Source organism: Streptomyces albospinus, from assembly GCF_014648695.1.
Classification (GTDB): domain Bacteria; phylum Actinomycetota; class Actinomycetes; order Streptomycetales; family Streptomycetaceae; genus Streptomyces; species Streptomyces albospinus.
Genome location: NZ_BMRP01000001.1, coordinates 402,688 through 418,570 on the forward strand (window position 1 = coordinate 402,688; position 15,883 = coordinate 418,570).

At 73.8% G+C, this 15,883-nt stretch carries 4 protein-coding genes; all 4 read left to right on the forward strand.

The window, feature by feature from the left end:
• Positions 1-2,913, forward strand: a 2,913-nt coding sequence (locus IEZ17_RS01905) for an SDR family NAD(P)-dependent oxidoreductase (RefSeq protein WP_189295607.1), incomplete at its 5' end; no start/stop codon positions are given.
• A 16-nt stretch (positions 2,914-2,929) separates the two neighbouring features.
• The gene (locus IEZ17_RS01910; protein WP_189295609.1) at positions 2,930-6,544 is read left to right on the forward strand and encodes a beta-ketoacyl synthase N-terminal-like domain-containing protein; all 3,615 of its coding nucleotides are present in this window, start codon (positions 2,930-2,932) and stop codon (positions 6,542-6,544) included.
• 48 nt (positions 6,545-6,592) lie between these two features.
• Positions 6,593-12,595 carry a non-ribosomal peptide synthetase gene (locus IEZ17_RS01915; RefSeq protein WP_189295611.1) on the forward strand — a complete coding sequence of 2,001 codons (6,003 nt, stop codon included), beginning with the start codon at positions 6,593-6,595 and terminating at the stop codon, positions 12,593-12,595.
• Complete coding sequence (fabD, locus tag IEZ17_RS01920) at positions 12,592-15,861, forward strand: ACP S-malonyltransferase (protein WP_189295613.1); 3,270 nt, start codon at positions 12,592-12,594, stop codon at positions 15,859-15,861. The genes IEZ17_RS01915 and fabD overlap by 4 nt, the downstream gene beginning before the upstream one ends.
• The last annotated feature ends 22 nt before the right edge of the window (positions 15,862-15,883 follow it).

Sequence of the window (15,883 nt, forward strand, 5' to 3'; positions counted from 1 at the left end):
GCCGCCGGTGAGGCGCAGCTCGCGCTGCGCGGGGGAGCGGCGACGGTGCCCCGGTTGGCCCGGCTCGGTTCGGACGGTGCGCTGGTCCCGCCCGGCGACGGCACCGCCTGGCGCCTGGACACCGCCGGCGCCGGCACCCTGGAGAACCTGGCGCTGCTGCCCTGGCCCGCGGCCGAGGCACCGCTGACGCCCGGTCAGGTGCGGGTCGAGGTGCGGGCCGCGGGGCTCAACTTCCGCGACGTCCTCGGTGCGCTCGGCATGTACCCCGGGGAGCTGACGCTCGGCGCCGAGGGGGCCGGAGTGGTCACCGAGATCGGCGCCGAGGTGTCCCACCTCGCCGTCGGGGACCGGGTGATGGGCCTGTTCCCCAGCGGTCTCGGCCCGGTCTGCGTGGCCGACGCGCACACCGTGGTCCGGATGCCGCGAGGATGGTCCTTCGAGCAGGCCGCCGCGGTCCCGGTCGCGTTCGCCACCGCCTACTACGGCCTGGTGGACATGGGGGGTCTCAAGGCCGGCGAGGCGGTCCTGGTGCACGCCGCCGCGGGCGGCGTGGGCATGGCCGCGGTACAGCTAGCCCGGCACCTGGGTGCAGAGGTCTTCGCCACCGCGAGCGAGGGCAAATGGGACGCGGTGCGGGGCCTCGGCGTGCCCGACGACCACCTGGCCTCCTCCCGCGACCTGGGCTTCGAGGAGAAGTTCCGGGCCGTCACCGGCGGCCGGGGCGTGGACGTGGTCCTCGACTCGCTGGCCCGTGAGTTCGTCGACGCGTCCCTGCGGCTGCTGCCGCGCGGCGGCCGGTTCGTGGAGATGGGCAAGACCGACATCCGCGACGCCGGGCAGGTCGCGACGGAGCACTTCGCCGTCCGCTACCGGGCGTTCGACATCGTGGACGCCGGGCCCCGGAGGATCGGCGAGATCCTCGCCGAGATCGTGGACCTCTTCGATCGGGGTGTCCTCGACCACCTGCCGCGGCGCACCTGGGACCTGCGGCGCGCCCCGGACGCCTTCCGGTTCATGAGCCAGGCCCGCCACGTCGGGAAGATCGTCCTGACGGTGCCGCGGCGGCCGGACCCGGCACACACCGTGCTGATCACCGGCGGCACCGGAACCCTCGGCGGCATGCTCGCCCGGCACCTGGTGGCCGAGCGCGGCGCCCGGCACCTGGTGCTCCTCAGCCGCCGCGGCCCGGACGCCCCAGGGGCGGCCGAGCTGACCGGCGAACTCACCGCCGCAGGGGCCCGGGTGACCGTGGTGGCCTGCGACGTAGCCGACCGCGACCGCCTCGCGGAGGTGCTCGGCGCGCTGCCCCCCGAGCACCCGCTCGGCACCGTCGTGCACACCGCCGGCGACCTCGACGACGGGGTGTTCGACGTGCTGACCCCCGACCGGCTCGCCCGGGTCCTGCGGCCCAAGGCCGAAGGGGCCTGGAACCTCCACGAGTTGACCCGCGGGACGGACCTGGCCGAGTTCGTGCTCTTCTCCGGCGCGGCCGGCGTGCTCGGCAACCCCGGCCAGTCCAACTACGCCGCGGCCAGCTCCTTCCTGGACGCCCTCGCCCAGCACCGCCGGGCGCAGGGGCTGCCGGGCACCTCCCTGGCATGGGGCTACTGGGAGCAGGCCACCGGCCTGACCAAGCACCTCAGCGAGGGCGACACCGGGCGCATGGCCCGCGGTGGCCTGCTGCCGCTGCCGTCCGCGGACGGGCTCGCGCTGTTCGACCTGGCGCGCGGAGCCGACGCGCCGCTCCAGGTGCCGATGCGCCTCGACCTGGCCGCGCTGCGCACCCAGGCCGACGCGGGCGCCGGCCATCCGCTGCACCGCGCACTGCTGGAGACCGTGCCCCGGGCGGCGTCCGCCGCCGCGCCGGACACCGGCGCCGGCGCCGGTCTCGACGGCCTGGCCGACCTCCCGGAGGACGAGCAGTACGCCGTGCTCCTGGAGTTGGTCTGCCGGCAGGTCGGCTCCGTCCTGGTCATCGACCCGGCGACGGTCGGCGCCGACGCCGGCTTCGTCGAGCTCGGCCTCGACTCCCTGACGGCGGTGGAGCTCCGCAACCGCCTCAACCGGGCCACCGGCCTGCGCCTGCCGGTCACCCTGGTCTTCGACCAGCCCGCGCCCGGTGCGCTCGCCGCCTACCTGCGGCAGCGGCTCACCACAGGAAGCGGGGGCCGCAGGCCCGCCGCCCCGGCCGCCCCCGCCGCGTCCCCGGCCGCCGCCGGCTCCGCCGCGCCGGGTCCCGACCGGGAGGCGGCCCCGGCCCCGCACCGGCTGCTGCTCGCCGGCGCGGACCCGGAACAGCTCGGCGCCGTACTGGAATTCGGCTGCCGCGATACGGACGCGCTCCTCGCCCTCGCCGCCGACCACCCGCACCTCGTCGTGCACGGCGTGACCGGCGACAAGGAACTGGCCGGCACCGCCGAGCGGGAGATCGACGCCCGCGGCCTGGCGGACCGGGCCGAGGTGTGCCACTCCGGTGGCCCGCTCGATCCCTTCCCGGGCACCTACGACCTGGCGTACGCCGTCGGCGGCTGCTACCGCGTCGAGGACAAGCAGGCACTCTTCGCGAACCTGGACGCGGCGGTCGTGGACGGCGGGCAGGTCCTCCTCGCGGACGTCCTGTGCACGCTCAGCGGCGACCTGGTCGACGCCGGCGCCGGGATCAGCGTCCCCACGGCACGCACCTGGGCCGAGGTGTTCGCCCGGAACCGGTTCGTGATCGAGCGGCTGCTCCCGCACGACCCCGCCGACACCGACACCGACCCCGACCTCGCCGGGCCGCTGCGGCACGGCTGGATCGGGCACCGCCTGTTCCAGCTGCGCAAGCAGACCTCCTCGACCGAGGAGGAGCGCCTGCGGACCAACCGGGCACACCTGGCCGAGACCACCGCGCAGCCGCGCGCCCCGCGGAGCTGAAGGAGAAACAGACTCAATGTCACCCCACGTCAAGCAGGCGCTGGCGGACCTCGTGGCCCGCGTCCTCGGCGCCGCCCCCGAGGCGGTCGACCGGACCTCCTTCCAGGACCTCGGCCTGGACCGGGCCGTCGCGCTGACCGAAGCGGTCAACGCGCACTTCGGCACGGACCTCCCGACCAGCGCGGTGACCGAGGCCGGTGACCTCGACCGGCTCGCCGAACGCGTCCGGACCCGGCTCGACCGGCAGGCCCCGCCGGAGGCCGTCGCCGTCATCGGCATGCACTGCCGCACCGCCGGCGCGCAGAACCCCGACGAACTGTGGGAGGTGATCAGCCAGGGCACGGACCGCACCACCGAGGTCGACGACCCGGTCGCCCTCGGCCTGCTGCGCGAGCACTTCCCGGACGCCGCGCCGCCGCGCTACGGCGCCATGTCCGGCAGCGAGCTCTTCGACCCGGCCTTCTTCCGGATCGCCCCGCGCGAGGCCGCGGCGATGGACGCGGCCCAGCGCGTCCTGCTCGAATCCTGCTACCACGCCCTGGAGGACGCGGCCCAGGACGCCTCGGCGCTGCGCGGGCGCTCCGTCGCCACCATCGTCGGCAGCACCGGGCTCGCGCCCCAGGCCGAGTACTCGGCGCACGCGCTGATGGGCTCCGACACCAGCATCATGGCCGCCCGCCTCGCCTACCAACTGGACCTCAGCGGCCCGGCGATGACGGTGGACACCGCCTGCTCGTCCTCGCTGGTCGCGGTCGACCTCGCCCGCCGGCTGCTGCTGTCCGGCGAGTCGGACCTCGCGCTGGCCGCCGGGGTGTACGTGGCCAACCACCCCGGGACCTTCGTCACCATGGAGGCCCTCGGCACCGTCTCGCCCGGCCGGGCCTGCCGGCCCTTCGACGCCGACGCCGACGGGATGCTCGTCGGCGAGGGCGTCGGCGTCCTCGTCCTCAAGCGGCTCTCCGACGCGATCCGGGACAACGACCGGATACTCGGTGTCATCCGGGGCAGCGCGACCAACCAGGACGGCCGGACCTCCGGCATCACCTCGCCCAGCGCCCCCGCGCAGAGCGCCCTGCTGCGCGACGTCTACCGCCGCAACGGCATCGACATGGACCGCCTGCGCTACATCGAGGCGCACGGCACCGGGACCAGCCTCGGCGACCCGATCGAGGTGCACGGACTGACCGAGGCGTTCGCGGACTTCACCGACCGCAAGCAGTTCTGCGCGATCGGCTCGATCAAGGCCAACATCGGCCACACCATGGGCGCCGCCGGCGTACTGGGCGCCATCAAGGTGCTGCTGTGCATGCGGCACGGCCAACTCCCCCCGGCCACCAACTTCCGCGACGAGAACAAGCACGCCGACTTCGAGGACAGCCCGGTCTACGTCAGCCGCGAGCTGGCCGAGTGGACCCCCGACGGCACGGCCCCCCGCCTGGCCGGGGTGAGCTCCTTCGGCTACAGCGGCACCAACGCCCACGTGATCATCGAGGAGTACACCGCTCCGGAGCGCCCCGCTCGGGCCGTGCCCCGGCGCCGGCAGCTCGTCCCGCTCTCCGCGAAGACCGAAGTCCAGCTGCGCGAGAAGGCCGGGGCGCTGGCGGCCCACCTGCGGGCGGCCGGGCCCGACGCCGCGGCGCTCCTGGACGTGGCGTACACGCTCCAGGTGGGCCGCGAGGCGTTCCCCGAACGGCTCGCCGTGGCCGCCGGCACGCTGGACGAACTGACCACCGCCCTCGACGCGTTCGCGGGCGGCGCCGCCGACGTACCCGGTGCACACCGCGGACAGGTCACCGACCGCCGCCCGGGAGCGCCGGCCCCGGCCGCCGCCGGCCGCGACGCGGACGCCCTCGCGGCGGCCTGGGTCACCGGCGCCACGGTGGACTGGCCGCGCCTGCACACCGGCAGCGCGCCCCGGCGCCTCGCGCTGCCGGGACACCCCTTCGTCCGCGACGTCTTCCCGCACGTCTGGGCCGACGGCACCGCACCGGGAGCGGCCGGCCAGGACCCCGCCCCGGCGGACCCGGAGGCCGGTGCCGTGCCGTCCGTCCTCGGCGCGCTCGACGCGGCGGCCGAGGAGCACCTGCGGTCCGACCCGTCGGCCGGGGACCTCGAAGCGGCGCTGCGCTCCGACGTGATGGTGCGCGAGCTGACCCAGGTCTGCCGCCGGATGCTGTTCGCCTCGCTGCGCCGGATGGACGTCTTCGCGACCGCGGGCGAACGCCACCGCGAGGCGGAACTGGTCCGCCGGCTCGGCGTGGTGGACGACCACGCGGCGCTGTTCCACGGGCTGCTCGGCGTCCTCACCGACGGCGGCTACCTGCGCGCCGAGGGCGAGGAACTGGTCACCACCGAACGGGTCACCGACCCCTCGGCACTGACCTGGGACGAGGACGAGCTGGCGGCCCTCAAGCGCGAGGTGACCGCCGACTACCCGGAGATGGACGGGTACTTCCACCTCCTGACGATCTGCCTGGAGGAGTTCCCCGAGGTCCTCACCGGCCGCCGCAAGGCGCACGAAGTGCTCTTCCCCGGCGGCTCGTTCGACGCCGTGGAGGCCGTGTACCACAGCGACGGCGACACCAACGGACTGGTGGCCGGGCTCGTCGCGCGGTACGTCCGGGCGCGCCGCGAGCGCGACCCGGAGGCCACCGTCTCCGTCCTGGAGATCGGCGCGGGCACCGGCGGCACCACCGCCAAGGTGCTGCCCGCACTGGACGGCACGGACGGGCGGCTGAGCTATGTGTACACCGACATCTCGCGCGGCTTCACGCAGTACGGGCGCAACCAGTACGGCAAGGACCACCCGTTCGTGACCTTCGCGCCGCTGGACATCGAGTCCTCGCCCACCGGGCAGGGCTTCGAGGCCGGCAGCCAGGACGTCGTGCTCGCCTGCAACGTGCTGCACGCGACCCGCAACATCGACGACACCCTGGCCCACGCCCGGCAACTCCTGCGCCCCGGCGGCGTGCTGATCCTCCTGGAGACCACCCGCGCGCAGGACTTCTTCACCCTCACCTTCGGCCTGATGGGCGGCTGGTGGGCCTTCGAGGACGACTGCCGGCTGGCGGGCTCCCCGCTGTTGAGCGTCGCCCTGTGGCGGCAGGCACTGGAGCGCGGCGGATTCCGTGCGGTGCGCAGCCTCTCGCCGGCGCCGGTGCGCGAGGACCAGGCCTACCAGGCGGTCGTCCTGGCCGAGAAGGAAGGAGCGCTGGAGGGCCCCGCCGAGGCGGCGCGCACGGCCTCGGCCCGGGCCGTCGTCGAGGCCCCGGCTTCGTCCCCGGCCGCTGTCGTCCCCGCGGCGGAGCCGGTCGCCGAGGTGGCCGCGGACGCCGCGGCACCCGAGGAGACGGGCGGCGGCTCGCTCCAGGAACTGGTCGTCGACGCCTGGCGCGAGGTGCTGGGCGTCACCACGGCCCGTCCCGAGGACGACTTCCAGGAGGTGGGCGGCGACTCGATCCTGGCCACCCAGATCATCTCCCGGCTGAAGAGCGGTTTCCCGTTCGAGCTCGACCTCGGTGAGCTGTTCCAGGCCCGCACCCTGGCCGACATGGTGCAGCTGCTCGAAGCCGAACTGATCGAGCGCATCGACGAGTTGCCCGAAGAGACCATCAGCACCCTGCTTGCGTGAACCGGCGAGAGCCAGGACGCCGTCTCTGAACAGAGGAGTTTGCCCGCCATGTCCAGCGAAGACCTCGCCACCTCGCGCAAGGCGCGACTGTCCCCGCAGAAGCGGGCACTGCTGGAGAAGCTGAGCGGCGCCGCCCGCGCGTCGGGGAGCACCGGCATCCCGCGCCGCCCGGCCGGCGACCGTCCGCCGCTCTCCTTCGCCCAGCGCCGCCTCTGGTTCCTCGACCAGATGGTGCCCGACAGCCCCGCCTACAACGTCCCGATGAGTTTCCGGCTCCGCGGGCCGCTGCGCCGCGAGGTCCTTGAGCGCGCCGCCGAGGAGGTGGTGCGCCGGCACGAGTCGCTGCGCACCCGCCTGCCCAGCGAGAACGGCGAACCGTGGCAGGAGATCCTCGACGACGTCCGCGTCCCCATCGACCTGGTCGACGTCACCGACGACCCGGCCCGGCTCGACGCGCTGGTCTTCGACGAGGGGCGCCGGCCGTTCGACCTGGCGACCGGCCCGCTCCTGCGGATCACCCTCTACCGGCTCGAACCCGAACTGCACGTCGTGCTGCTCAACGCCCACCACGTCGTGGTCGACGGCTGGTCGCTCGGCCTGTTCTGGCAGGAACTCTTCACCCTGTACGAAGCGTTCGCCGCGGGCCGGCCCTCCCCGCTCGCCGATCTCCGCGTGCAGTACGCGGACTTCGCCGTCTGGCAGCGCCAGTACCTCTCCGGTGACCGCCTGGAAAACCAACTCGACTATTGGCGCCGCCAGTTGGGCGACCGTACGGAGAACCTGGAGCTGCCCCTGGACCGGCCGCGTCCGCCCCTGCAGACCTTCGAGGGCGGCGACCTCAGGGACTTCTATCCCGACTCCCTGCGCACCGAACTCCAGGCGCTGTGCCGCCGCGAGGGCGTCAGCCTGTTCGTCGTGCTGCTCGGCGCGCTCAACGTGCTGCTGCACCGCTACACCGGCCAGAGCGGCATCCCGGTCGGCTCACCGGTGACCAACCGGACCCAGGTCGACATCGAGCCGCTCATCGGCATGTTCGTCAACACCCTCGTCTACAAGACGGACATGTCCGGGGACCCGGACTTCCGCGAGGTGCTGCGCCGGGTGCAGGAGGTCGTCAACGGGGCCCAGCAGCACCAGGAGGTGCCGTTCGAGGTCCTCGTCGACGCGCTGCAACCCGAGCGGTACCTGTCGCAGAACCCGCTGTTCCAGGTCTGCTTCAACTTCCTGCCCGCCCGGGAGCTCAAGCCCGGCGACGAGCTGGTCATCGAGGCGATCGAGGGCGTCCGCATCGACACCTCCAAGTTCGACCTGTGGATCAGCGTCGTCGACTGCGCCGACGAGCTCCTGGTCGAGGTGGAGTACAACCGCGACGTCTTCGAACCGGGCACCGTACGCCGCCTGATGGACGCCTTCCGCGCCGTGGTGGAAGCCGCGGTCGCCCGACCCGAGCTCGCCGTCTCCCGGCTCCCGGTGCTCCCGGAGCCCGAGCGCCGCAGGATCGTCGAGGAGTGGAACGACACCGCCCGGACCTTCGACGGCGCGGACCGCTGCCTGCCCGACCTGATCGCCGACCAGGCCCGGCGCACCCCCGACGCCCCGGCGCTCGTCTTCGACGGCGAACGGATCAGCTACGCGGAACTGGACCGCCGCGCCAACCAGCTCGCCGGCTGGCTGCGCCGCCGCGGCGCGGGCCCCGAGCGCTTCGTCGCCGTCTGCGCGGAACGCTCCGTCGAACTGGTCGTCGCGCTGCTCGGCGTGCTGAAGTCGGGTGCCGCGTACGTCCCGATCGACCCGGACTACCCCGCGCGCCGCCGAGCGTTCATGCTCGACGACGCGGCCCCGGACCTCGTCCTCACCCAGGAACACCTGGTCGCCGAACTGCCCCCGACGGACGCGGAGGTGGTCGCCCTCGACACGCGCCGGGCGGAGTTCGCCGAGGAGTCCGGCGAGCCGGTCGAGCACGGAGCCGGCCCGGACACCCTCGCCTACATGATCTACACCTCCGGCTCCACCGGGCAGCCCAAGGGCGTCCTCAACACCCACCGGGGCATCGTCAACCGGCTGCTGTGGATGCAGGACCGGTACCGCCTGGACGGCACCGACCGGGTGCTCCAGAAGACGCCGTTCAGCTTCGACGTCTCCGTGTGGGAGTTCTTCTGGCCGCTGCTGACCGGCGCGACCCTGGTCGTGGCGGGCCCCGACGAGCACAAGGACCCGGCCAGGCTCGCCGAGGTGATCGGCAGGGAGCGGGTCACCACCGCCCACTTCGTGCCCTCGATGCTCCAGGTCTTCCTCGGCCAGGACGGCCTCGTCGCGCACTGCGCCGACCTGCGCCGCGTCGTGTGCAGCGGCGAGGCCCTGCCGTTCGCCCTCCAGGAGCGGTTCTTCGCGCGGCTGCCGAAGACGGAGCTGCACAACCTCTACGGCCCCACCGAGGCGGCCGTCGACGTCACCTCCTGGCAGTGCGTGCCCGGCGACGCGCGCGGCATCGTGCCCATCGGCCGCCCCATCGCCAACACCCGCGTCCTGATCCTCGACGAGCGGCTCAACCCGGTGCCGGTCGGCGTCGTCGGCGAACTGCACATCGGCGGCGTACAGGTGGCCCGCGGCTACCACAACCGGCCCGAGCTCACCGAGGAGCGGTTCGTCCCCGACCCGTTCGGCGCCCCGGGCGAGCGGCTGTACAAGACGGGCGACCTGGCCAGGCTGCTGCCGGACGGGGCGATCGAGTACCGCGGTCGCGCCGACTTCCAGGTCAAGGTCCGCGGCATCCGCATCGAGCCCGGCGAGGTCGAGGCCGCGCTCACGCAGCACCCGGACGTGCAGGAGGCGGCCGTCGTCACCCGCGACGACGCACACGACCCCGACCACAAACAGCTCGTCGCCTATGTCGTGCCGGGCACCGGGCCCGCCGCGGCGGAGTCCGACGAGGACCCGATGGCCGAACGGGTCGCACAGTGGGCGGAGGTGTTCGACCGGGCCTACGCACAGGACACCGACCCGCGCGAGGCGGACTTCAACATCATCAGCTGGAACAGCAGCTACACCGGCGAACCGCTGCCCGCCGAGGAGATGCGGGAGTGGGTCGACGGCACCGTCGCCCGCATCCTCGCCCTCAAGCCCAGGCGTGTCCTGGAGATCGGCTGCGGCACCGGCCTGCTGCTGTCCCGCATCGCCCCGCACTGCGAGAGCTACCACGGCACCGACATCTCCTCGGCCGCCCTGGACTTCGTCCGTACCCGACTGATCGACGCGCGCCCCGAGCTCGCGGGCGTCACCCTGTCGCGCCGCGCCGCCGACGAGGTCGCCGGACTCTCCGACGAGCCCTTCGACGTGGTGATCCTCAACTCCGTCGTCCAGTACTTCCCCGACGCCGCCTACCTGCGCACCGTCCTCGGCCAGGCCCTGGACAGCCTGACCGGCGACGGCGCCGTCTTCGTGGGCGACCTGCGCAACCTCGCCCTGCTCGACACCTTCCACACCGACGTCGAACTGAGCCGCGCCACGGCGAAGCTGTCCGTCGGGCGGCTGCGCGGCCGGATCGCCCGGCAGACCCGCCAGGAGCAGGAACTGCTCGTGCACCCCGCGTTCTTCACCGCGCTGCGCGAGGAACGCCCGTCCCTCAGCGGCGTCGACGTACAGCTGCGCCGGGGCCGCCATGACAACGAACTGACCCGCTACCGCTACGACGCCGTCCTCCACGTCGGAGCGCCGGCCGCCGACCGCGACACGGACGTCGTCACCCTGGACTGGCCGGCCGGCGGCGGCCTCGCCGCGGTGCGCCGGCACCTCGACGAGGAGCAGCCCGAGGCGCTCGCGGTGCTCGGCGTGCCCAACGCCCGCCTCGCCGCCGTCAACCTCAAGCGGGACCGACTCCGCGACCGGGACGCCGAGGAGATCGTCGGCGAACTCGTCCGGGACACCGCGCTCGACCCCGGCGCCCACGCGGACCCGGAGCAGTGGTGGCAGCTCGGCGAGGACACCGGCCGCACCGTCACCGTCACCTGGATGCCGGACGCGACCGACGGCAGCTACGCGGTCCTGCTCAGCCGCGCCGGCACCGACCCGCTCGCCCTGGAGCGGGCCCTGCCGGACGGGCCGCGCGCGCCGGAGGCCCTGACGAACGACCCCGCGTTCCACCGCGCCGGCGCCGAGCTGGTGCGCGCATTGCGCCGCTACCTCAAGGAGCGGGTGCCGGACTACATGGTCCCCTCCGCGTTCCTGCCGCTGCGCGCCCTGCCGGTCGGCGTCAACGGCAAGCTCGACCGTGACGCGCTGCCGCCGGTGCTCGACCAGGGCGACGCCGACGGCGCCTCCGCGGAGCCCACGACCCCCACCGAGCACGCCCTCGCCGAGGTGTGGGCGGAGGTCCTCGGCGTGGACGACGTGGGCGTGCACACCAACTTCTTCGAGCTCGGCGGCGACTCGATCCACACCATCCACGTCGTCGCCAAGTCCCGGCAGCGCGGGCTGGAGTTCGCGCCGCAGCTGATCTTCCGGCACGGCACGGTCGCCGCCCTGGCCGCCGCCCTGGACGAGCAGGCCGCCGCAGCCGGCGCCGCCGCGCCCGCGCCGACCGCGACCACCGGGCAGGACGATGCCGGTGCCGCCCTGCGCACGCTGTCCGAGGCCCCGGGCGTCGTCGACGTCTACCCGCTCTCCCCGTTCCAGCAGTGGGCCCTGGGCGTATGGCGGGAGCGCCCCGAGCCCGGCCTCTTCCTCGTGCACCGCATGCAGCTGCTGCGGGTGTCCGAGTTCAGCGAGGACGTCTTCGTCGAGTGCTTCCGGCAGTTGATCGGCGAACACCCGCTGCTGCGCACCACCTTCGCCTGGGAAGGCCTCGCGGAACCGGTGCAGGTGGTGCACGAGGAAGCCACCCCCGAGACGACCTTCGCCGACTGGCGCGGCCGGCCCGGCGCCGAGCAGGACGCACGGCTGGAGACGTACCTCGCCGCGGACCGGGAGCGCGGCGTCGACCTGGGCAGCGCCTCCGGGCTCCGCTACCTGGTCGCCCTGCTCGACGCGGACACCGCGCTGGTCGTGGTGAGCCTGAACTACTTCTGCCTGGACGGGTGGAGCTTCGAGATCGTCACCGACCGGCTACAGGAACTGCTCGACGCCGCCGCCGCGGGCCGCGCCCCGACTCCCGCAGTGGACCGGCTGCCGTTCAAGGAGTTCGTCGACGGCGTGCGCGCCCTGCCGGACCAGCCCGCCGAGAAGTACTGGCGGCGTGCCCTCGCGGGCCTCACCCGGCCGACCGCCCTGTCCGACGGGCTCCGCAAGCAGCTGCCGGCGGGCCCCGCCGAGGACGGCTGCGCCCGCCAGATCATCACCCTGGACCGGGACACCACCCTGGGTCTGCGGCGCCTCTCCCAGCGAGGCCACCTCCCGCTCAACGCGCTGTTCCAGGGCGCCTGGGCGCTGGTGAACGCCGCATACACCGCGTCCGACGACGTGGTGCACGGCGTGCTCCTCGCCGGCCGCTCCTCGCCGGTCGCCGACCCCGAGGCGCTCTCCACGATGGTGGGTCCCGCCTTCAACATCCTGCCGTTGCGCACCCGCCTGGACCGCGGCCACGACGCGGGGGAGTTCCTCAGGGAACTCTTCGACGCCCTCGTCGAGATGGGCGGCCACGAGACCACGCCCCTGGACACCGTCCTCGGCTGGAGCGACCTGCCCGGGGGCGCCCTGCCCTGCGAGAGCTACATCGTGTTCCAGAACGTCGGCGTGGACACCATGGAGCGCTCCGGCACCGCGTTCTTCGTCTCCAAGATGGGCTTCCCGCTGCGCCTCGACGTGTTCCCCACCAACGTCGTCACCGTGCACCTCTCCTACCACCGGGACCAGGTCACCGACGCCGGCGCGACCCGGCTCCTGCTCGGGCTCCAGTCCGTCCTCGAAGCCATGCTGGACGGCCTCGACCGGCCCGTCGGCGAACTCGCCGACGCGGCCCTGGCGGACCGGCCCGTCCCACCCGGCCTCGGCGTCTTCCACGAGGGCGAGTTCCAGGTCGCGGAGATACGCCGGCAGCAGGGCGGTGAACGCGCTTGAGCCGGCCCGTCGTCTTCCAGTTCTCCGGACAGGGTTCGCAGTACAGCCGGATGGGCTGGTCCCTGTACCAGGCGGAACCGGTGTTCCGCCGTGCCCTGGACCGCCTCGACGCGGCGGCCGAGACGGAGCTCGGCGAGTCGGTGCTGGCGACCCTGTACGCCCCGGGCCGCGGACGCGGCGAACCGTTCGACGACATCGAGTTCACCCACCCGGCGATCGTCATGGTCGAACTCGCCCTGGCCGAAACCCTCATCGCGTACGGCATCGAGCCCGACCTGCTGCTCGGCGCGAGCCTCGGCGAGTTCACCGCGGCCGTCCTCGCGGGCGTGCTCGACGCCGACGTGTGCCTGCGGCTCCTGGTCCGCCAGGCCAGGGCGCTGCGCGACGCGCCGCGCGGCGGCATGCTCGCGGTCCTGGAGGACGTGGCGCTCCACCAGGACCTCCCGCTGCTGCGCGAGCGGACCGAGGTCGCCGCCCGGAACTACCCCGGCCACTTCGTGGTCTCCGGTGCCGAGGAGGACCTGGTCGCGGTCGAGGACCTGCTGCGGGCCCGCCAGGTGGTGTGCCAGCGGGTCCCGGTCGGGTACGCCTTCCACTCGCGGCTGATGGACGCCGGTGAGCCGCTGTTCCGGTCCGTCATGGCGGGGACCGGGCTGCGACCGCCGCGGATCCCCGTCGTGTCCTGTGCCAGTGCGGGCGAGGTGGCCCGGGTGACGGTCGACCACCTGTGGCGGGCGACCAGGCAGCCCATCGCGTACGCCGAGACCCTGGCGGCGCTGGAGCGGCGCGGTCCGTTCCAGTACCTGGACCTCGGACCGGCCGGCACCCTGCACAACTTCGCCCGCAAGGGCCTGGCCGCCTCCTCGCGCTCCCGGTCGTTGCCGCTGCTCAGCCCGCTGGGCGAGGACACCCGGTCGCTGGCGGCCGTGCGCGCCGCGGTGGCCCCCCGCAACCGATCCCACCCCGTATCCAAGGACGGCGTCATGAAGGTGTACGGATTCCCGGGCCAGGGCAGCCAGGCCAAGGGGATGGGCAAGGACCTCTTCGAGGAGTTTCCCGAGCAGACCGCGCTGGCGGACTCGGTGCTCGGGTACTCGATCCGCGAACTGTGTGTCGAGGACCCCCGGCGGGAGCTGGGCCGGACGCAGTTCACCCAGCCCGCGCTCTTCGTGGTCAGCGCGCTGACCTGGCTCCGCACCCGACGCGAGGACCCCGAGCCGCCGGACTACCTCGTCGGCCACAGTCTCGGCGAGTACGCCGCGCTGTTCGCCGCCGGATCCTTCGACTTCGAGACCGGGCTGCGGCTGGTCACCCGCCGGGGCGAGCTGATGAGCCGAGCCGGCGGCGGCCGGATGGCGGCCGTCATCGGCCGTGATCTGGCCACGGTGGAGCGGACGTTGGCCGACCACGGGCTGACCGGCCTGGACATCGCCAACCACAACGCGCCCACCCAGTTCGTGCTGGCCGGGCCCGCCGACGAGATCGACCTGGCCAAGCCGGTGTTCCAGGGGCTCGGTGCGCACTACGTGCCGCTGAACGTCAGCGCCCCCTTCCACTCACGCTATCTGCGGGACACGGCCGAGGAGTTCGCCGCCTACCTCGACGGGTTCACGCTGCGTGACCCGGCGGTCCCCGTCCTCGCCAACGTGCACGCCCGGCCGTACGGCCCCGGCGAGGTGAAGCAGCTGCTGGCCCGTCAGATCGCCTCGCCGGTGCGGTGGACCGACACGGTGCGGTACCTCATGGGCAAGGGCGACTTCGCGTTCGAGGAGCTCGGCCCCGGCGCGGTGCTGCGCAAGCTCGTCACCAAGATCCAGGCGGAGGCCGAGCCGCTGACCGTGGAAGAGCCCGCGCTCCAGGGGCCCGCGGTCCAGGAACCTGCGGTCCAGGAACCCGCGGTCCACGAGACCACGGTCCACGAACCCGCGGTCCACGAACCCGCGGTCCAGGCGCCCGCTGTCGAGCCCGCACCGCCGGTAGCCGTCGCGGAGGCCGTCGACGCGGCCCGGCCCGCGGCGCTCGGCTCCGACACCTTCCGCGAGCGCTACGGCCTGCGCCATGCCTGCCTCGCCGGCTCGATGTACGGCGGGGTGTCCGGCGCGGATCTCCTGGTGCGCCTCGCGAAGGCGGGCGGCATGGGCTTCTTCGGGACCGGCGGACTGACCCTGGACGAGGTCGCGGCGGGCCTCGACACGATCCGCGCCGACCTCGGCGCCGACGGGGCCTACGGCGCGAACCTGCTCCACCAACACGCCGACCCGGAGCGGGAGATGGCGCTGGTCGACCTCTTCCTGCGCACCGGCGTGCGCACCGTCGAGGCGTCCGGCTTCCTGCGCATCACCCCCGCCCTCGTCAAGTACCGGCTCAGCGGCGGCCGGGTGCTCGCCAAGGTGTCCAGCACCGACATGGCAGCAGCGTTCCTCGCGCCCGCCCCCCGCCCCCTCGTCCAGGACCTGGTCGACGCGGGAGCCCTGACCGGGCAGGACGCCGCGCGCTACGCGGACCTTCCGCTCGCCGACGACCTGTGCGTGGAGACCGGATCCGGCTGGTACGACGCCGCCGGCAGCCTCACCACCCTGCTGCCCACCGTGCTGCGACTGCGGGACGCGGCGTCCGGCACCGGACCGCGGGTGCACGTGGGCGCGGCCGGCGGCATCGGCAGCCCGGAGGCCGCAGCCGCCGCGTTCCTGCTCGGCGCGGACTTCGTGCTCACCGGCTCGATCAACCAGTGCACCCCGGAGGCGGCCACCAGCCCGGCCGTCAAGGACCTGCTCCAGGAGCTCGACGTCCACGACGTGGCCCTCGCGCCCGCCCCGGAGATGTTCGAACTGGGCGTGCGGGCGCAGGTGGTCAAGCGCGGCGTGTTCCTGCCCGCCCGCGCCGGCAAGCTGCACGAACTGTGGCGCCGCCACGACTCGCTGGCCGACCTCGACGCCCCGACCAGGGCCCGGATCGAGGAGAGGTTCCTGCGCGGACCGCTCCCCGCGGCCACCACGTCGGCCGGCGGCGACCCCAAGAGGGCGATGGCCGACGCCTTCCGGACCTACCTCGACCGCGGCTTCCGGCTCGCGCAGCGCGGCGAACCCGGCCGGACCGTCGACTACTTGATCTACTGCGGACCGGCCATGGGCGCCTTCAACTCCTGGGTGCGCGGCACCGTCCTGGAGCCCTGGCAGGCGCGTCACGCCGACACCGTCGCCGAGCACCTGATGGCCGAGACCGCCGCACTGCTGCGCGAGCGGGCGGCCCGGTTCACCGCCGTGTGATCCGCGCCCGACCGAAAAGCTC

What these genes read in the sequence shown, in the direction of transcription:
- IEZ17_RS01910 (WP_189295609.1), top strand. Translation starts at nt 2,930, where the DNA reads ATGTCACCCCACGTCAAGCAGGCGCTGGCGGACCTCGTGGCCCGCGTC.
- IEZ17_RS01915 (WP_189295611.1), top strand. Translation starts at nt 6,593, where the DNA reads ATGTCCAGCGAAGACCTCGCCACCTCGCGCAAGGCGCGACTGTCCCCG.